The organism is Amycolatopsis circi, from assembly GCF_003385235.1.
GTDB lineage: Bacteria > Actinomycetota > Actinomycetes > Mycobacteriales > Pseudonocardiaceae > Amycolatopsis > Amycolatopsis circi.
This window is the reverse complement of the sequence record NZ_PQIA01000084.1, coordinates 1-18863: the sequence shown is the minus strand read 5'-3', so window position 1 is coordinate 18863 and position 18863 is coordinate 1. Positions and strand designations below refer to the sequence as shown.

The following is an 18863-nucleotide window of genomic DNA, read 5'->3' as shown; positions in this document are numbered from 1 at the left end:
GGAGGTACCCGCCCCGCCGGGTCGTGAACCGCGTCACTTTCGATTCACCCGACTGTTCGAACCGCGCGCGAGATCCGGCGGTTGCGGTCACGGAGCGCTGTCGGCGCACCGTCCACAATGGTCACGGAGCGCAAGCGGGGTCCGGACCGGAGTAGCCCTCGCGCGAGGAGTCGTCGATGCCGACCTCGCACGGGATCGACGGGTCCACGCGGTTGCCTTCGACGCGGGCGCCGGTCGAGTGGATCGCCAAGCCGATCGCGTGGTCCGGGCCCGCGGCGAAAGTGTTGCCGACGATGGTGGCCTGCTGGACGTCCTCGAACATCAGCGTCTGCGAGGCCACGAGCGTTTCGCAGAAATTGTCCTTGACGAGGAAATCCGTGGTGTGGCCTTTTCCGTCGCCCTCGCCGTCGTTCGGGCCTTCCGCCATCAGGCACATGTTGTCGATTTTCTCGCAGCGGTTTCCTTCGATCCGGATGTGATTGCTCGGCGGGCTGTCGCTGGAGAAGGTTTGCATGCAGTCGGCGTGCGCGCCGTCGCGGTTCGCCGTCCGGCTGATCGTGTTGTGCTCGATGGAGATGTAGTCGCCGAAGAACCGGAGGCCGTCGCCGTCCCCGCCGTGCGGGGCGGTGATTCTGGCGTTTTTCAGCGTCACGTGATTGCCGCGGATTTCCACGCCGGGTGCGGACGGTTCGTCGAGGGTGTAGCCGTCGAGGACGACCCAATCTGCGTCGACGTCGATTCCGGATACGGATTTCGCACCGCCGGTGTACACGCGCGGATGATTCGGCGTGCCGCCCTCAGTGATGTGCAGGCGGGAACCAGCGGCGTGCGCGGCCGGGGCGAAGGCTGCGGCCAAGGCAGCGGCGACGGCGAGCAGAACGGGGGTGCGGGTCGGGGTGCGCATCGGTCTCCTTCGATCGCGCGGACGGGGGACATGGGCGAAGGTAGGGCCGATCGGCGGGAGGGGTCCCGGGCCGCTTTCTGCGGACGGAGGCGATGCAGTATCGTTACTGCGAGTTACCTCACAGGGGTCGGACCACGCCGAGGGGAGCGTCGGTGCACGGGGACCAGCTGATCGCGGACCGGTACCGGCTGCTGGAACGCGTCTGCGCCGGAGGCATGGCCGTCGTCTGGCGGGCGCGCGACGACCGGCTCGGCCGCGAAGTGGCGCTCAAACAGGCCAAGTTGTCGGACGTGGTGAGCGGGCGGACGCTGCGCCGCGAGGCCCGCCTGGCGGCCGGGGTGTTGCACCCGAATGTGGTCACCTTCTTCGACGTCGCCGCAGACGGCGACGAGCTGTGGCTCGTGATGGAGTACGTCCCGTCGCGCAGTCTCGCCGAAATTCTCGCCGCGGACGGAAGACTGCCTGTGCGCACGGTGGCAGAGATCGGCGTGCAGATCTCGGCGGCGCTCGGCGCGGTGCACGCGCACGGCATCGTGCACCGCGACGTCAAGCCGGGCAACGTCCTGATCACCTCGGACGGCCGCGCGAAACTCACCGACTTCGGCATCTCCCGCTCGGTCCGCACGGACGAGACGGTGACCGATTCGCCGCTCATCGGCGGCACGCCGGACTACCTCGCCCCGGAGGTCGCGCAAGGGCACCCGCCCACCGCGGCGTCGGACATTTTTTCCTTGGGGGCAACGCTTTACGCCGCCGTCGAAGGCACCGCGCCGTTCTCGGGCGGCAACGAGTACGCCACGATCCGCCGCGTCGCCGAGGGGACGGTCCCGCCGGCCCGGCACGCGGACGGTCTCGCGCCTGCGCTGGAATTGCTGATGCGCCTCGACCCCGCCGAACGGCCGACCGCGGCGGCGGCGGGAGAGCTGCTGGCCGACGGGATCGACGCGCTGCCGGTCGACGTGCCGCGGCGGCCCCGCTCCCGGCGCGGGCTGCTGATCGGCGGGGTGGCGGTCGCGGCGGTCGCGGTCGCGGTCGCCGCGTATTTCGTGGCACGCCCGGCGAAAACCTCCCCGCCGGCCGCTCCGGCGGCGCAGGCGAAGCTCGGGATCGGTCCCGACCCGCGGGCCGCGGACCCGTGCCGGCTGGTCGATCCCGTGCCGCTGAAGCCGTTCGGCAACCCGGAGGTGACGCCGGACTACGGCAATTTCAACCGGTGCGACGTGATCCTGCACCGCGGCGAACTCCAAGCGGACGTCCTGGTGGAGCTGAACGATCCGCCTGCTGCGCCGCCGGAGGGCAAGCAGTCGAAGTCCGGGCCGTTCACGGTCTTCGCCCCTTCGCCGCAGGGCCAGTGCGAGCGGCCGATCCAGCTGCCGGACCGGTTCATGGTGAAAGTGACGGTCAGGCAGCTGGACGACGACTACAACCTCGACCTGTGCCAGGCCGCCGACACCGCGGTCGCTTCGGCGACGAAAGCCATGACGGCGGCTGGGGTTCCGGCGCGCGCGACGGCGTTCCCGGCGGGTTCGCTGGCGTACGTGGACGCGTGCTCGCTGCTCGATCCGGTCGCGATCGCCTCCGTGGCCGGGGTGGCCGCGCCGGTCCGGATCGAGCCCGGTTTCGGCGGCTGGTGGTGCGACTGGAAGAGCCCGGCGACCACCCGCGGGGTCGTCGTCATGTTCGACCGGGACCAGCCGCCCGACGGCAAGACCGGGCAACTCGTGCAGGTCGGCGGACACGACGCGTACCTCAAGACCGACGATTTCGCCACCGGGACCTGCCAGGCCGTCCTCGTGTACCGCCATTACACCGACGCGCACGGGGCCCCGAGGGTGGAACGCCTGCGGGTCGTGGTCAAAGGGGACGGGCCGCCGGACCAGCTGTGCACGCCGGCGTCCGCATTGGCCGGTCAACTGGCCGGAAAGCTGCCGAAGACATGACCGCGTTTCCCGGCGGCACGCCGGAAGAACTGAGTCCGGACCACGGCAGCCTCGCGCACGGCGTCCCGCCTTCGCCGCCGGGCACCGTCTTCGCGCTCGCCGTCACTGGCGGCGTGCGGATGCCGCCGCGCGACGGCAGGCAGGTGCTGTTCGGGCGCAACCGTGACGACGTGCACGTGTGCGTCGGCGAGGACGACCGGAAGGTCAGCCGGCAGCAGGGATTCCTGGTGCGCCGCAGGGATTCCTGGTGGATCCGCAACACCGGGAAGCTGCCGATCCGGCTGCCCGGTTCGCGGCTGCTGTTCCCGGACGAGGAACCGGTGCCGCTGGCCGAGGGCTACACCGCGGCGTTCGTGCGCGGTTCGGCCGGGCGCGAGCACCTGCTGGAGGTGTACGTCGCGGGCGCGGACGGCCGCCGGCCGGATTCCCGGCCGCAGGACGTGACCGAACCGCCGCGGATGTGGCGGCTCACCCCGGACGAACGGCTCGTCCTCGTCTCGCTCGCGCAGCGGTATCTGCTGCAGGACCAGTATCCGCAGCCGCTCGCGTGGCGGCAGGTGGCGGAGCAGCTGTCCGAGCTGAAACCGGAAGCGCGCTGGAGCGGCAAGCGCGTCGAACACCTCGTCGGCGCGGTGCGCGCCCGCTTGGCGCGCGCCGGGGTGGCCGGGCTGACCAGGGAAGAGGTCGGCGAACCGGTCGGGAACGCGTTGAACGACAACCTGATCAAGGAACTCCTGCTGTCGACGTCGCTGGTCCCGCCGGACCTGGCGCTGCTCGAACCCGAGGGCGAGGGCGACCCGGGAGGGGTCCCGGCTCCTCCTGGTTGACTCGGGACGCGCGGCGGAACCGGCCCGCGCCCCCGGCGGGCCGTCGCGGTCGCCCGGCCGGGGCCGGCAGCGGCTCCGCGGGGGGTGTCCGTGGCAGGGGAGGCGAGGCGGACGCTGCCCGCGGGACACCCGAGCCTCGCGCTCGGGTTCGCGTCGCCGCCGGGCACGCTGGCGGTGCTGGGACGCGCGGGGGGAGTCCTGGTGCCGCCGGCGGCGCCCGGGCCGGTCACGTTCGGGCGGAACACCGCGGAGGTGACGGTGCCGCTCGGCGAGGACGACCGCCGGGTCAGCCGCCGCCACGGCGTGCTGGAACAGCACGCGGGCCGGTGGTGGGTGCGGGCCACCGGCAAGGTCCCGCTGCGGCTGCCGAGGTCGCGGTTGCTGTTCGCCGGAGCCGCGCCGGTCCCGCTGCCGCTCGGCTATCTCCCGGTGTACGCGCGCGGTTCGGGGGACCGCGAGCACGTGCTGGAGGTCCGGATCGCCGACGGGACGCCGTCGCCGGTCCCGGCCGAGCGGCTGCGGCCGGACGAACGGCTCGTGCTCGCGATGGTGGCGCGGGGGTTCCTGCGGCGGGAGGAGCGACCGCGTCCGGTGCCGGTTTCGTTGGCCGCTCGGCGGTTGTCCGCGCTGGATCCCGACGGCGGGTGGACGACGGACGTCGTGGCGGGGGTGCTGGATTCGGTGCGTTTCCGATTCCGGCCCGGGTCGCCGGACGAGGATTTGGTGGCAGCGCTCGTTTCGGCGGCGGTGTTGGCGCCGCCGGATCTGGCGTTGTTGTCGCCTGCGCTGCCGCCGGTGGGGGACGAGGGATGGATGCCGGCTACGTGGGGGAGTTAGCCGCTCGGTCGGCCTGGCCGCGCGGGGTATTCGCGCCGGCGGCCGCGATCCCGGTGCGGCAAGGACGGGCGATCGGGCGCCGGGAGTTTCCGGCGCCCGCGCCCGTACCAGGCGCTAACCGGCCCGGAACGGGCGGAAGAAGTCGCGGAGTTCCTGCGCGTACAGCTCCGGCTCCTCGAACGGAGCGAAATGCCCGCCCCGTTCGGGTTCGGTGACCCGGACCGTGTTGGCCATCCGGTCCAGCCAGGCGCGCGGCGCGCGGGCGAGGTCGGCGGGAAACAGCGAGAAACCGGACGGCACTTCGACCCGCCGGGCGTGCTGTTCCGGCGGGATGGCGGCGTTGGCCCGGTACATCCGCATGGCTGAGCCGATCGTGCCGGTGAGCCAGTAGATGGTGACGTTCGTGAGGATCTCGTCCTTCGTGAAGGCGTCCCCGTCGCTCCACGCGCGGAGTTTCTCCACGATCCACGCGGCCAGCCCGGCGGGCGAATCGGTGAGCCCGACGGCGGCGGTCTGCGGTTTGGTGCGGTGCATCGCGGCGTACGCGCCCTCGGCGGTGCCCCAGGCCGTGACGTCTTGGAGCCAGCTGCGTTCCTCGGGCGTCAGGTCGTCCGGCATGAACGCGGGCAGCCCGCCGTCCATCCGGTGCACGGCTACGACCCGGTCCGGGTGGTCGAGGGCGAGGAAGCGGCTGACGCTGCTGCCGATGTCGCCGCCCGCCGCGGCGAAGCGCGGGTAGCCGAGGACGGTCATCAGTTCGGCCCAGAGTCCGGCCACCGCGACCGAATCGAGTGCCGGGCCGGCGGGGCGGTCGGAATAGCCGTAGCCGGGCATGTCCGGGACGATGACGTCGAACGCGTCCGCCGGGTCGCCGCCGTGTGCTCCGGGGTCGGCGAGCAGCGGGACGACCTTCGAATAGCGCCAGAACGAGTCCGGCCAGCCGTGGGTCAGCACGAGCGGCAGCGCCGGACCGCTCGGCGCGACCGCGCGGGCGTGCACGAAATGGATCCGCGACTCGCCGAGCCGGACCCGGTACCGCGGCAGCCGCGCGAGCGCGGCCTCCTGCTCCGCCCAGTCGAACTCGTCCGCCCAGTAGGTGACGAGTTCACGCAGGTAGCCGACGTCGGCGCCGAGCGCCCAGCCGTCCTCCGGGGAGTCCGGCCAGCGGGTCGCGCGCAGCCGAGTGCGCAGGTCGGCGAGCTGCGCGGGATCGGTTTCGGAGGCGAACAATTCCGGGCGGTCGGCCATGCCCGCGAGCCTACGTGATCTCGGCCGCACTCCGGCGACGCGTTTCTGTCGGTGGTTCTGGGTATGGTCGGAACCATTCAGGGGGAAGGAGTTGCCCGATGACGACAGTTCCACAGGTGCGCACGCGCGTGCGGATCCCGCTGCGGTTCGGCGACGGTCCCGCGGTCGACTCGGAGGCGGTCACCTTCGCCGGGCTGTCCGACGGGCTCGAACATCTCGCGTTCGTGCTGGGGAAACCCGGTCCGGTGCCGTTGGTGCGGCTGCATTCGGAATGCCTCACCGGCGACGTCTTCTCCTCCGCGCGCTGCGACTGCGGCCCGCAGTTGGCGGAGTCTGTGGCGCGGATTTCCGAGGTCGGCGGGTATCTGCTCTACCTCCGCCAGGAAGGCCGTGGAATCGGGCTGTACAACAAGCTCGACGCGTATGCGCTGCAGGATTCCGGTTTGGACACCTACGCCGCGAATTCCGCGCTCGGCCTGCCTGAAGACGCCCGCGACTACACCGCCGCCGCGCAAATGCTCACCGTGTTCGGCGTCCAGCAGCTGGATCTGCTGACGAACAACCCGGACAAGGCGGCGCAGCTGGCGCGGCACGGCATCGATGTGCGCGAGCGGGTCCGCACCGGAGTTTTCGCGAACGAGAACAACGTCCGGTACCTGCGCGCGAAAGCCGAGCAGACCGGGCACACGCTCGCGTTGCCGGTCGAGGACTGGTCGGCTAGTTCGGCGGTGTGAGGGCGGAGACCCGGGCGAGGCTGGCGTCGCCTGGCCGCCAGTCCAGAGTGCGGACGGCTAGATACCGAACTGGCTGAGTGAGGGCGACGGACGCGGTGCGTTTTCGGTCGGGGCGGCCGCCTTCGGCGTAGGTGATGCCGTCGGTGCTGGTCTCGACGACGGTGGCGGGTACCCGTCCGGCCGTCCAGACGAGTTCGGCGGTCGTGATGGGCAGCGGTGCGCCGAGGTCCACGACCAACCGGCCGCCGGGGCCGGGCTGCCACGCTGTCGCCGGGTTGTCGTCGACGGCGGCGTCCGGGCTGGTCATCCCGGGTGGCAGCGGTTCGGCGGGGAAGGTCACCGCACCGAGTGCGCGATCGTTCAGCGGGTATGGCCGGGTTTCGGCGAAGACGACGGGCACGGTGTGGCGCGGCGGCAACGCGACTGTGCGCGGACTGCCGCCTGACGGTGTCACGGTGACGACTGCGGGGAGCAGTCCGGGCGGCGCGGTCAGGTCGACGCGGCTGGCGTCGTGCACAACAGCGAGCAGGCCGGGCGGTACGGCACCGCCGGACATGCCGCGCACGGTGAAACGGGGCGATTCGATCCGGCCTTCCGCCGGGGCCAATTCGAAGCTGACCGCGCTGCCGGACGCGGTGGTTTTCTGCGTGCCTCGGTAGAGCAGCAGCGCGGTGCGATCCTGTGGCAGAAAAGCGGTTCCGGCCGCGGCGGTGTCGGAAAGGTTTGCCAGCACTAGGAAATCGTCCGTGACACTCGTATGAACTCCGGTAGCGGTGGCGCGAGCGCGTCCGGCCAGTTTCGGCAGATTCGGGCGGCCGGGATACAGCTCGGCCAAGAGCGGAGCGGGCGGACCGGCGGAAAGCGTGACGTGGTCGTTCGTGACGGTGAGCGGATTCGGGCTGGTGACGACGATCCCGGCCCGGCCGTCGATGTCGAGCCAGCCGCCGGTGCTGTGCAGCGCGGGCACCGGGTAGGTCGCGACGGAGGTCCAGGCGACGCCGTCGGGCGAGGTTTCGATCCGGTACTTCCGTCCCGCGGCTGCCTCCCAGCTCAGGCGCACACTGCTGAACCGTTGCGGTGTCCCGAGGTCGACGGCCAGCCAGCTGTCCGCGCGCGAACGGTCCGATGTGGACACTGCCCAGCGCGTGGCGGCATTGCCGTCGGTGGCGTATTTCGCTTCCTTGCCCGGCGCGGCCGACGACGCGGACGCAGTTCCTGCCACGGCGAGGTCCGGGCCGTCGCCGTCGTGGACCTCGAACGACCAGAGCGAGTAGCCGTACTGCGGATCTGGCTGCACGCCCAGCATGCGCACGTGCCGCGCGGTCACCGGCGCGAACGTCAGATCGTCGGTGCGAGCACCGGTCGGCCCGGACTGCGCCGGGAGCGTCACCGAACCCTCGGCGGCGCTGTAGGTGCGATCGCCGTCGAGGCCGGGAACGCCTGGCATGGCTAGGTTGTAGACGTTGAGCACGCCTTCGTCCGACGCGACGCCAGTGCTGGCATAGACCGCGGTGCCGGTGGGAAGCGTGGCGAGCGCGGCATATCCGGTGTCGAAGCGCAAAACGCCGACGGTGCCGTCGAACCCGTCGCGGACCTTGCGGTACGCCGTGGCGTGGCGTTCGCGCACGGCGAGGTTCGTGGCGGGCAGCAGCATCGGGTTGGCTCCGCCGAGGACGAACAGCCAATCGTCGTGGTTTGGCTGCCAGGCGAATTTCACGAAACCGGGTTTGCTGACGGTCGCGGCCCACGCGGCGGGGGAGCGGTGGGCCAGCAGGCCCGGTCCGGGGCCGAAGTCGGCGGCGCGAGCGGCGCGGGCGTCGAATTCTTCCTTGCGCACCGCATTGATCGGGCCTCCGTGCTCGGCGCGCCATTCGTGCAGCAGGTAGCTGATGGCGAGTTCGGCGCGGGCTTCCGGTTCGTATTTCGGTTCGCCGGAGAACTTCGTGATCCGGTCGACCGGCGGGTACGCTTGGTACGGCTCCAGCCGCGCGGCCAGCTGGGCCTCGGCGTAAGCGGCGCAGCGGTCGCCGAGCACCTGGGCGCGGAAGGCCAGCGGGATGACGTCGCGGCCGTAGAGGTGCTCGCGGTCGGCGACCATCGGCATCAGCGGTTCGCCGGCGTCGCTGGTCATCAGGAGCATGGTGCGCCACAGCAGTTCGCCGTTCGGCTGCGCGGTGAGCACCTCGGGCAGCGGGACGCCGGCGGCGAGGAAGTGCATCGCGTTGCGGCCGGACGTGCGCCAGAGTTCTTCCTGGTAGTGCGGGCCGAATGAGCCGTGGTTCTCGACGAGGAACGTGTCGTACAGGTTGGTCGCGGTGTTGCCGCTGACCGGTTTTCCGTCGACGAGCCGGGGGTTCGCCAGGTCCGCGGCGGGCAGGCCGCCCTCGTTGCGGCTCCAGGAACCGAAGGCCGCGCGCCATTCCGGAGCGCGCGGATCGTTCGGAGCCCAGGCGAGCGCGGGGGCGAGCGACTGCGCGTAGACGCCCATCTCCTCGAGCTTCGTGTCGCCGACGTAGCCGCCGCGCAGGCCGTTGGGCGTCCAGTCGCCGGAGGCGGGGTCGTTGCCGGTGCCGAGACTCGTCGTGTAGGCGGCCTGTTCGGCGGCGATGCGCTCGACGTTCCGTTGCGTCGCGGCGTCCAGCTCTGTCCACAAGAGACGCGCGGCGAGCTGGAAGTAGGACTGGAAGGTGGTGTCGAAGAACAGTTTCCGGCCCCACTCGGTGCCGCGGGTGAGCCGGTTCGAGGCGGCGAAGTGCTTGATGGTGGCGAGGGTGTGCGCCCGGAGAGTTTCGCGGTCGACCCCGGCGATGGCGGCGTCGTAGCCGTCGCGGGTCAGCAGGAGCGCGTTGCCGAGGACGACCGCGAAGGTGAAGTCGCGGACGGGATAGATCCCGGCAGTCTTGTCGAACTGCTGCTCGGCCCAGCGGGTGTGCCGGAGAAGCACCCGGAGGTAAGTCGCGGCGACGGGATCCGGGGTAGGCCGGGACGCCGCTCGCGCTGTTCCCGAGGTCAGGAGGAGCGCGGCGCCAGCGCCCGCGAGACCGAGCGCCTGCCGCCGGGTGATCCCGTCCATCCCGCGTCCTCCAGAGTCGCTGACAACCTTGTCAGCGCGGATTCTGTGCGGCGGCCGAGCGACCGGGCAACCCTCCGGGGCGATCCCGTCCGGTTTAGGACAACGGCGGACGAAAGGGTATAACGCCCTATACGCCATGCCGGGGCAGCGCTAATCCTTTCGCGTCGGCGTGGCAAGGTGCGGCGCGCGGCCTCTGCGACAGAGGGGCGGCGTCGCGTTGGACAAGTTCTGCGACCGGAACCGGGCGATCGAGGAAACCCCGGACAGGTTCGGCCACGAAGTCCGAGCCCGGGAGACGGAGCGGTGACGTCTCGCCGCACACGCTGAAACAGTGGGCAGCCCAGGAACCCGGACCGTGACGGCTGGCCACACCCGGCCCGCTGCTGGTGGCGCTGACAGTATTGGCAGTCCGGGCACGCGCCAAGCGCTGAACACCCAAGAACTCACGGCCATTCCGCGACGAGCGAGGAATCGGCTATGCGCATCGCCAATCGGAATCCTGGCGCCCAAGGTGCTGTCGTCGAGCTGGTGCCACGCCGCGCCGGGCGACAACTGTCGGCTGCGGTCGCAATGGCGTCCCCCGGCGCAGGAGGCCGGGACCGCCGTGTTGAGATGACAACGTGATCACTGGCCCCGGCGGATTCCTGCTTCTCGTGCTGGCCGGGGTCGGGGCCGGGCTGACCGGTGCGACCGCGGGCCTCGCGTCGCTGGTGTCGTATCCGGCGCTGCTCGCCGCCGGGCTGCCGCCGGTCGTCGCGAACATGACCAACACTGTCGCAATGCTCGGAACGACCGCCGGTGCGGCCGTCGGCGCGCGTCCGGAATTGAAGGGCCAAAGTCGCCGGCTGCTGCCGTTGTGCCTGATCACCACGGCGGGCGGGGCGTGCGGCGGGCTCGTGCTGCTCGTCAGTTCGCCGGACGCGTTCACCGTCGTCGTGCCGTGGCTGATCGGCGGCGCGTCGGTCCTGTTGATGGCCGGTCCGCGGCTGCGGCGGATGGCCGAGCACAGCGAACACTGCGGAATCAGCCCGCTCACCGGGATCGCCGCGTTCCTCGTCGGGGTGTACGGCGGATACTTCGGTGCCGCGGCCGGGGTGCTGATGCTCGCACTGCTGACGACGGTGTGGAGCCAGTCGCTGGCCCGCACGAACGCGGCGAAGAACATCGCCACCGGAACCGCGAACCTGATCGCCGCGCTGGTGTTCGCCTTCACCGGCAAGCTCTTCTGGCCCGCGGCGATCGCGGTGTGCCTGGGTTCGGTCGCGGGTTCGTGGCTCGGGTCGGTGCTGGTGCGCTACCTTCCCGCGACGCCGCTGAGGATCGCGATCGGCCTGGGAGGGCTTTCCCTGGCGGCGGTTTTGGCTTGGCAGGCGTACTCGGGTTGAGTAACACGCGGCTGTCCGGTCGCGACTGCGGGGCAAGACAGAGGAGCCCTGAAATGACGCAGCCGACCGAGTTTGACTTCGCCACTGCCAACAGGGCGCTCCGACTGCTCCGGCGCGCACACGACCGATGGCTGCAAGATCTCGCCGTGTTCGACGGTTCACGTTTCGAGGACGGACTGACCCGCGAAGAGGCGGGTTTTCTGCTTCACGGCGGAGCCGTGGAGGTCTTGGTTTGGGTGCGAGGCCTGTCCGACTGGTGCAAGAACATGCCGGGTTATGATGCCGGGCACATGGCCGGCAAGCTGGCTGGGGCCCGCTACGCGGTGAACCGGTCGATCCATCAGCTGCTGGATTTCGCCCAGGTGGCTGGTGCGATGCGCTTCCCGTTGCGGCTTGGCCAGAGCGGCCTCTTCAACACTTTCGCCGAGATCCGCTGGGTAGGCGAGCAGGCACTGCCTCCTGAAGGCAGCGAGCGGCGGAACCAGATCCCGCTGCGCAAGGAGTATCTGGAGCATCTCGCCGGCCAGAGCATCGCGGACACGCTGAAGTCGCTCCGCGCTTGGTTCGAGGCGCAAGTCCCTGCGGCGGGCACGCGGTGACGACGAAGGTCCGCTCGTGGGTCGGCCGAAAGCCGCCTGCCGAGGTCCGCTGATCATCGAGCGGAGTCAGCCCGGCCGAAGCGGTGCGCTGTCTTCGGCGCTGCCGCTGGCTCTCCCGCGCGGCGGTTTCGGCGTGGCAAACCTATTCGGGCTGACGCGGGGCGGCTGATGCGGGCATAGTCGGCGGGGTACCCGAGCAGGAGGACAGATGAGCATTGTCGGCACCCGGGTGGTGCGCGTCGAAGACGAGAAGCTGATCACCGCGGGCGGAACGTACGTCGACGACCTCAAGGAAGAAGCGCTCGACGGCGCCGTGCACGCGGTCTTCGTGCGCAGCCCGATCGCGCACGCGCGGATCGTCGGCATCGACGTGGAGGAAGCACGCACCGCGCCGGGCGTGGTCGGCGTTTACACCGCGGCGGACCTCGATCTCGAACCGGGCAAGGCCGGGCCGGTCGCGGAACCGTTCCTGGCCGAGGACGTCGTGCGTTACGTCGGCGAGCCGGTCGCGCTGGTGCTCACCGAGGAGCGGTACCAGCTCGCCGACGCGGCCGAACTGGTCGATGTGGACTACGACCCGCTGGACGCGGTCGCGGACTTCGACACCGCGCTCTCCGACGAGACGCTGGTGTTCCCGGACCACGGCAGCAACCTGGTCCACTCGCACGGTCCGGACGAGTTCGACGATTCGGTGTTCGAGGGCTGCGAGGTCGTCGTCACCGAGGAAATCCTCAACCAGCGCGTGGCCCCGGCTCCGGTCGAGCCGCGCGGCGCGTCCGTCGCGTGGGGCGAGGACGGCCGGGTCACGCTGTGGCTTTCCACGCAGAACGCGCAGATCGGCCGCAGCGTAGTGGCCGGCGGGCTCGGCGTCGGCGAGGACCGCGTGCGAGTGATCGCACCGGACGTCGGCGGCGGGTTCGGCGCGAAAATCGGCGCGGACCCGGAAGCGGTGCTGCTCGCCTGGGCCTCGAAGCGTGCCGGTCGCGCGGTGCGGTGGGCTGAATCGCGCAGCGAGAACCTCACGTCCATGACGCACGGCCGCGCGCAGCGCAACACCGTGACCATCGGCGGCAAGCGCGACGGAACCGTGCTGGCGTACCGGCTCGACGTCCTCCAGGACACCGGCGCGTACCCGCGGGCGCTGTTCCTGCCGACGCTCACCGAGATGATGGCCCCGGGCGTCTACCGGTTCCCGGTGGTGCAGACCCGCAGCCGCGGCGTGGTCACCACGACCACGCCGATCGCGGCCTACCGCGGCGCGGGCCGTCCCGAAGCGACGGCCGCCGTCGAGCGCGCGATCGACCTGTTCGCCGCGGAAATCGGGATGGACCCCGCTGACGTCCGGCGGGTCAACTTCATCCGGCCGGAAGAATTCCCTTATCAGACACCGACCGGCGGCTCCTACGACACCGGCGAGTACGCCGCGGCGCTCGACAAGGTGCTCGACGCGGCGGGGTACGCGCAGCTGCGCGAGGAACAGCGGAAGCGCCGCGAGGCCGGGGATCCGGTGGCACTGGGGCTCGGCATCGCCGCCTACGTGGAGATCACCGGCGGCGACGCGGCGGGCGAGAGCGGCCGGGTCGACGTGCACCCGGACGGTTCGGTCACCGCGTGGACCGGCAGCTCCCCGCACGGGCAGGGACTCGGGACGTCGCTGGCGATGCTGCTGTCCGACCAGCTGGGCGTGCCGATGGACAAGATCACCGTGCGGCACGGCGACACCGACGAGGTCCCGCGCGCGATCGGCACCTTCGGCTCGCGCTCGCTGCAGCTCGGCGGTTCGGCGATCCGGCAGGCGGCCGAGGAGGTCGTGACGCAGGCCCGCCAGGTCGCGGCGGAACTGCTCGAAGCCGCGCCGGACGACCTGGAGCTGGACGTCGAACGCGGCGTCTGGCAGGTCCGCGGCGCGCCGTCCAGCACGACGCTCGACTGGGCCCGGGTCGCCGCCGAGGCGGACGGGTTCACCGCCGACGTCTGGTTCGGCGACGGCGCGCCGACGTTCCCGTTCGGCGCGCACCTCGCGGTCGTCGAGGCGGACACCGAAACCGGCAAGGTCGAGGTGCGGCGGCTGATCGCGCTCGACGACGCCGGCCCGATCGTGAACCCGCTGACCTTCCGCGGCCAGCGGCACGGCGGGCTCGGCCAGGGCATCGCGCAGGCGCTGCTCGAGGTGATGAGCTACGACGCGGACGGCAACCCGACCACGGCGACGCTGGCCGACTACTCGTTCGTCACCGCGCCCGAGCTGCCCGACTTCGAACTGGTGGACATGGAGACGCCGACGACCCGGAACCTGCTGGGGGTCAAGGGAATCGGCGAGGCGGCGACGATCGGGTCGACGCCGGCGGTGCACAACGCGGTGGTCGACGCGCTCGCCCACCTCGGCGTGCGGCACCTGGACATGCCGACCACCCCGCTGCGGGTGTGGACGGCCCTGAACGACGCTAGGAAGGCGAACTGACGTGCGGGTCTCGATCGAGGTGAACGGGAAGACGACCGGCGGGGAGGTGCCCGACCGCACCCTGCTCGTGCACTACCTGCGGGACACCGCGGGCCTCACCGGCACGAACATCGGCTGCGACACCACGTCCTGCGGGGCGTGCACGGTGCTGCTCGACGGCGAATCGGTGAAATCCTGCACGGTGCTGGCCGCGCAGGCGGACGGGCACGAAGTGACCACTGTGGAGGGTCTGGCCTCCGAAAACGGCCTGCACCCGGTGCAGCGCGCGTTCCGCGAACAGCACGGCCTGCAGTGCGGGTTCTGCACGCCCGGGATGATGATGGCGACGGTGTCGCTGCTGAAGGAGAACCCGAAGCCGACCCGCGACGAGGCCCGGGCAGCGCTGGAGGGCAACCTCTGCCGGTGCACCGGCTACCACAACATCGTCAGCGCCGTCATCGACGCGTCTGGCCAGGAGGTGGCGCAGTGATCCCGGCTGGGTTCGCCTACCGGCGCGCGTCCACTGTGGACGAGGCACTCGCGTTGCTCGCCGAGCACGGCGAGGACGCGAAACTGCTCGCGGGCGGGCATTCGCTGCTGCCGTTGATGAAGCTCCGGTTCGCCGCGCCGGAGGTCGTGGTGGACATCGCGCCGTTGCGGGAGCTGAAGTTCGTCCGGACCGAGGGCGACGAGGTGGTGATCGGGGCGCTGTCGCGGTACCACGACCTCGAGCACGACCCGGTGCTCGCCGAGCACGCGCCGCTGATCGCGCACGTGTCCGGTTCGGTCGGCGACCCGCAGGTGCGCCACCGCGGCACGATCGGCGGGTCGCTGGTGCACGCCGACTCGGCCGCCGACCTGCCCGCCGCGGTGCTGGCGGCGGACGGCACGCTCGTCGCGCGCGGGCCGCGAGGGGAGCGGCGGATCCCGGCCGCGGAGTTCTTCCTCGGGCCGTTCACGACGCCGCTGGAACCGGACGAGCTGCTCACCGAGATCCGGCTGCCCAGCCAGGCCGGACTGGGCTGGGGCTTCGAGAAGTTCACCCGCCGGGCCATCGACTGGGCGATCGTCGGCGTCGTGGTCGCCGGGCGTTCGGTCGGCCTGATCAACATGGGCGGCACGCCGCTGCGCGCCTCGGCCACCGAACGCGCGCTCGCCGACGGTGCCACTGCGGCGGAGGCAGCGAAACTGGCCGCGGAGGGCACTTCGCCGCCGGAAGAACCGCACGCCACGGCCGAGTACCGCCAGCACCTCGCCCGGGTCCTGACTGGACGCGCCCTGGCTGCCGCGGGCATCGCCTAGCTGTCCGTGAAGGACTCCTTGAGGGAACCAGATTCCCTCAAGGAGTCCTTCACGGCTTTTCCGGGCAGGGACAGCGACGGCTGATTTCCGCCAGCGGCACCCCGGCGGCGGCAGCCAGACTGAGCGGTGTGAACACGACTTTTCCCGTACACACGGCAATCGAGCCCGGAATCCTGTACTTCGGCACCCCGGTGGTGCTGATCTCGACGTCCAATGAGGACGGTTCGGCCAACCTGGCCCCGATGTCGTCGGCGTTCTGGCTCGGCTGGCGCGCGATGCTCGGCCTCGGCGCGCGCTCGAAGACCACGCTCAACCTCCTGCGCACGCGGGAATGCGTGCTGAACCTGCCGTCCTCGGCGATGGCCGCCGCGGTCGACCGGCTCGCGCTGACCACCGGGTCCGACCCGGTGCCGCCGCGCAAGGAGGAACGCGGCTACTTCCACGTCGCGGACAAGTTCGGGCGCGCGGGGCTCACCCCGGTGCCGTCGGAGACGGTGGCGCCGCCCCGCGTCGCCGAGTGCCCGGTCGCGATGGAAGCGGTGCTGGAGTCCGTGCACCCGTTCGCCGAGGACGACGAGGCGCAGCGCGGCGGCATCGTCGGGCTGGAGGTGCGCGTGCAGCGGGTGTTCGTGCACGACGACATCCGGCTGCCGGGAACCGACGACCACGTCGACCCGGACGCGTGGCGGCCGCTGATCATGAGCTTCCAGAAGCTGTACGGGCTCGGGCCGCAGGTGCACGAGTCGACGCTGGCGCGGATCCCGGAGCGGATGTACCGCTCGCCGGACATCGAACGGGCGCGCGGCGTCTCCTGACGCCGTCCAGTCCACAGTGGAGCGACCGGCCGGCGAAACGAGGGCGAAGGGCAGAAGAACAACTCGGTAAAACCGGGCACGACAATGGGCCGCCGCGATCCGCGGCGGCCTTTTGTCAGCTTTCTCGCACCCGGGAATTTCCGCCGCTTCCCGGCCGCGCGTCAAGCGGCGCGCACGGCGAAACCGCAGGTCGTGTCTGTTCGGACACGGCCCTCGGTACATTGGGGCAGCAGTCCCCGCGGTGATCACCGGCCCCTGTCGGACTGATAGTCTTTCCCCATTGCGAATCCCAGGCACGGCAACGCAATTCGGCGTCGCTCGCAAGGGCGCCGAGGCGGTCGTGCCCGACCCGGCTGTGGGAAGGATGCCCTCGGGATGGCGGACAGGTTCGAGTTCGTTCTCGACGTCGTCGAAGCTTTGGTGGTCGGGGAGGCGACCGGCGGGAACATCCGCCAGTTCCCGCTCCGGATCGGCTCCGTGCCCGCGGAACCGGATCGGTACATCCAGGTCGCCAAGGTCGTCAACGACGCGATCGAAGAGCGCAGGCTGTCGGTCGGCGACGAGCTGAGCCCGTACGTGCGCACCGCTTTCGAGCTGCTCGCGAAGCCGCGGGTGTCGGTTTCGGTCAGCGGGATCGACGGCCTCGGCGCGGACATCGCGGTGGTCGCGCTCACCGACGGCAGGCAGGCGCTCGGGATCACGCAGGACCCGAAGACCGACAAGCTGCTGTTCTCGCTCTTCGACGACGAGGAACTCGTCGAGGTGGTCTCCGGGGTGCTGCCGCAGGCGCGCCCGGCCAGCACCGGCGCGCACACCGTCCGGCAGGCGGCCTCGCAGGAGGTGTCCGCGATGACCGCGCGCCGGAGGGCCGAGGCGGCCGAGGACGAGGAAGAGACCGACGCGTTCGGGATGATCGAGGTCAGCGGGCGCGTGCAGCCGCGCCGCCCGGACCCGCGGGTCTCCCGCGCCGCCCCCGGCGGGGTCGAGGTGCTCGAAAGCGTGCTGGCCCAGCCGCGGCTCGGCGGCGGGCACATCGCGGTGAGCGGCTGGGGCCGCCACGGCGAGCGGCGCGGCGGCAACCCGATCGGCTGGCTCGACACCGCCGACGGCCGCTACCTGATCAAATCGACTGTCAGCGAAGCGGGCGACCTGACCGCGGAGTACGTGCCCGCCGGGCCCCGCGAGCTCAAGCGCGCCGTGCAGCAGGCAGTTTCCGAGGTTTACTGAGCATTCCCCTGCAAACGGCGACAGTTCATGAGGAGAACGAGGTCCCGATGACCGACGAGGCACCGATGACGATGGAAGCGAAGACGGTGACCGCGACGCGGGCCGACTTCCTGCCCGCGCGCCAGCTGAAGGTGTTGGCCGAGCGCGGATCGTTCGCGGTGGACGACAGCACCGGCGACAAGATGATCGCCGCGCTCCAGGGCGTGCTCGACGCCTTGGAAGCGCACGTCCAGCTGATCGAGAAGATCGCCGGGGTCCCGCCGATGTCGACGAGCCCGGCCGGGGTGTTCGTCAGCAAGCACATGGCCGAGACCGCGCGCGACCAGCAGGGCCTGGTCACCCAGCTGCAGGCGGCGAACAAGGAGTTCCCGACCTACGTCGAGGCGATCAAGCTCGCGAAGAAGAACTACAAGGAGCGCGAGCACAGCTCCAGGGAAACCTTCGAGCGCATCCACCGCACCGCGCAAGAGCAGGGCTGAAGGGGAGACCAGTGGCCGAGAAGAAAGAACCGACCGCCGAGTCCGTCTCCGATCCGTCCTCGACGGACTACGACCCGGGCAACACCGCGCTCTACAACCCGACGCTGGACCCCTCGTCGAAGTACTACATCGGCCCGGTCCGCCCGGACGACGTGGCCTCGGGCGACCAGCTGCGCGAGGACGCGACCGCGAAGGTCAACGCGATCTTCAACGGCTGGCTGCTCCCGAACGTCCAGGGGAAGGCGCGCGACCAGCTGATCCAGGCGATGTACCAGCGGAACCTCGAGGAGTCGAAGAAACATCTCGGCAAAGACCTCGAGATGCGCGATCCGGGAGCCGCGCCGCACACCGACTGGAAGAACGCGACGCACGAGCAGATGGTCCAGACCATCACCACGCACGCGGACCCGGCCGCGGTGGCCGAGTCGTCGGAGGCCTGGGTGAGCCTCGGCAACGAGCTGGCGACGCACCAGAAGAACCTCGGCGACGCGATCAACGCGAGCACCTCGAACTGGAAGGGCGACGCCGGCGACGCGGCGCGGGTGCACCTCGCCAACGTCGGCAAATGGCTCGGCACCACCGCGCAGGGCGCGTCGCTGACCGGACGCCAGCAGGAGGTCCACTCGCAGGCGCTCAACGAGACGCAGAAGGCGATGAACGCCAACCCGCCGGTGAAGTTCTCGGCGCAGGACGCGAACAAGGTCCTGATGACGATCAAGGATCCGACCGCGTACGTCCTGGCCTACTCGTCGGCCATGAAGACGTTCAACGACCAGCAGGCGGCCCGGGACCAGGCCGCGCAGATCATGACGCGGTACGACCAGACGGTCGGCGGCGCGGTGGCGACGCCGCGGTTCGCCGAGCCGCCGAAGCTGCCCACCGCGCAGATGTCCCCGATGCTCAAGGGCACCCCGATGAAGCCCGGCGGCGGCGCGGGCGCGCCCGGCGGGGTGCGGGTCGGCCCGGACGGCCGTCCGCTCGGCCCCGACGGCAATCCGATCGGCCCGCCGGGGACCACGGTCGGCCCGAACGGCCAGCTCATCGGCCCGGACG

At 70.9% G+C, this 18863-nt stretch carries 16 protein-coding genes; 13 read left to right on the top strand and 3 right to left on the bottom strand.

The features are described from left to right. Nucleotides 1-121: 121 nt before the first annotated feature. On the bottom strand, nt 122-904 hold the full coding sequence (locus tag D0D37_RS29725; RefSeq protein WP_116203903.1) for a right-handed parallel beta-helix repeat-containing protein: 783 nt from the start codon (nt 902-904) through the stop codon (nt 122-124). Between the two features lie 152 nt (nt 905-1056). Between D0D37_RS29725 and D0D37_RS29720 the strand changes: the two genes are divergently transcribed. The 3 genes from D0D37_RS29720 (at nt 1057) to D0D37_RS29710 (ending at nt 4508) form a co-directional block, all read left to right on the top strand. After that, nucleotides 1057-2844 (top strand): serine/threonine-protein kinase, encoded by a 1788-nt coding sequence (locus tag D0D37_RS29720; RefSeq protein ID WP_162834532.1) that lies wholly within the window; start codon nt 1057-1059, stop codon nt 2842-2844. After that, on the top strand, nt 2841-3671 hold the full coding sequence (locus tag D0D37_RS29715) for an FHA domain-containing protein (RefSeq protein WP_116203901.1): 831 nt from the start codon (nt 2841-2843) through the stop codon (nt 3669-3671). Before D0D37_RS29720 ends, D0D37_RS29715 begins: the two co-directional genes overlap by 4 nt. A gap of 90 nt (nt 3672-3761) precedes the next feature. Beyond that, on the top strand, nt 3762-4508 hold the full coding sequence (locus tag D0D37_RS29710) for an FHA domain-containing protein (protein ID WP_116203900.1): 747 nt from the start codon (nt 3762-3764) through the stop codon (nt 4506-4508). Between the two features lie 114 nt (nt 4509-4622). Here the strand turns inward: D0D37_RS29710 and D0D37_RS29705 are convergent, their stop codons facing one another. After that, nucleotides 4623-5756: an epoxide hydrolase family protein gene (locus tag D0D37_RS29705; protein WP_116203899.1), complete on the bottom strand. Its 1134-nt coding sequence runs from the start codon at nt 5754-5756 to the stop codon at nt 4623-4625. Nucleotides 5757-5854: 98 nt separating this feature from the next. On the opposite strand from D0D37_RS29705, the gene D0D37_RS29700 reads away from it, so the two are divergent. After that, a complete protein-coding gene (locus D0D37_RS29700; protein ID WP_116203898.1) occupies nt 5855-6490 on the top strand; it encodes a GTP cyclohydrolase II in 636 nt (211 codons plus the stop codon). Here D0D37_RS29700 and D0D37_RS29695 read toward each other — a convergent pair. Further along, nucleotides 6474-9563: a discoidin domain-containing protein gene (locus tag D0D37_RS29695; protein ID WP_116203897.1), complete on the bottom strand. Its 3090-nt coding sequence runs from the start codon at nt 9561-9563 to the stop codon at nt 6474-6476. The two genes, D0D37_RS29700 and D0D37_RS29695, sit on opposite strands and share 17 nt — an antisense overlap. Before the next feature lie 620 nt (nt 9564-10183). Between D0D37_RS29695 and D0D37_RS29690 the strand changes: the two genes are divergently transcribed. The 9 genes from D0D37_RS29690 to D0D37_RS29650 form a co-directional block, all read left to right on the top strand. Then, nucleotides 10184-10948: a sulfite exporter TauE/SafE family protein gene (locus D0D37_RS29690; RefSeq protein WP_116203896.1), complete on the top strand. Its 765-nt coding sequence runs from the start codon at nt 10184-10186 to the stop codon at nt 10946-10948. A gap of 53 nt (nt 10949-11001) precedes the next feature. Beyond that, nucleotides 11002-11547: a hypothetical protein gene (locus D0D37_RS29685; RefSeq protein WP_116203895.1), complete on the top strand. Its 546-nt coding sequence runs from the start codon at nt 11002-11004 to the stop codon at nt 11545-11547. A 208-nt stretch (nt 11548-11755) separates the two neighbouring features. Next, nucleotides 11756-14008, top strand: a complete 2253-nt coding sequence (locus tag D0D37_RS29680) for a xanthine dehydrogenase family protein molybdopterin-binding subunit (RefSeq protein ID WP_116203894.1) — start codon at nt 11756-11758, stop codon at nt 14006-14008. A 1-nt stretch (nt 14009) separates the two neighbouring features. Beyond that, a complete protein-coding gene (locus D0D37_RS29675; RefSeq protein ID WP_116203893.1) occupies nt 14010-14477 on the top strand; it encodes a (2Fe-2S)-binding protein in 468 nt (155 codons plus the stop codon). Beyond that, nucleotides 14474-15289, top strand: a complete 816-nt coding sequence (locus tag D0D37_RS29670) for an FAD binding domain-containing protein (RefSeq protein ID WP_116203892.1) — start codon at nt 14474-14476, stop codon at nt 15287-15289. Before D0D37_RS29675 ends, D0D37_RS29670 begins: the two co-directional genes overlap by 4 nt. 128 nt (nt 15290-15417) lie before the next feature. Then, the gene (locus tag D0D37_RS29665; protein WP_116203891.1) at nt 15418-16104 is read left to right on the top strand and encodes a flavin reductase family protein; all 687 of its coding nucleotides are present in this window, start codon (nt 15418-15420) and stop codon (nt 16102-16104) included. A gap of 375 nt (nt 16105-16479) precedes the next feature. Then, nucleotides 16480-17331, top strand: coding sequence for an ESX secretion-associated protein EspG (locus D0D37_RS29660; RefSeq protein WP_116203890.1), 852 nt, complete (start codon nt 16480-16482; stop codon nt 17329-17331). 47 nt (nt 17332-17378) lie between these two features. Next, on the top strand, nt 17379-17810 hold the full coding sequence (locus D0D37_RS29655) for a hypothetical protein (RefSeq protein ID WP_116203889.1): 432 nt from the start codon (nt 17379-17381) through the stop codon (nt 17808-17810). An 11-nt stretch (nt 17811-17821) separates the two neighbouring features. Next, on the top strand, nt 17822-18863 hold a 1042-nt coding region (locus D0D37_RS29650), incomplete at its 3' end, for a PPE domain-containing protein (RefSeq protein WP_208720202.1).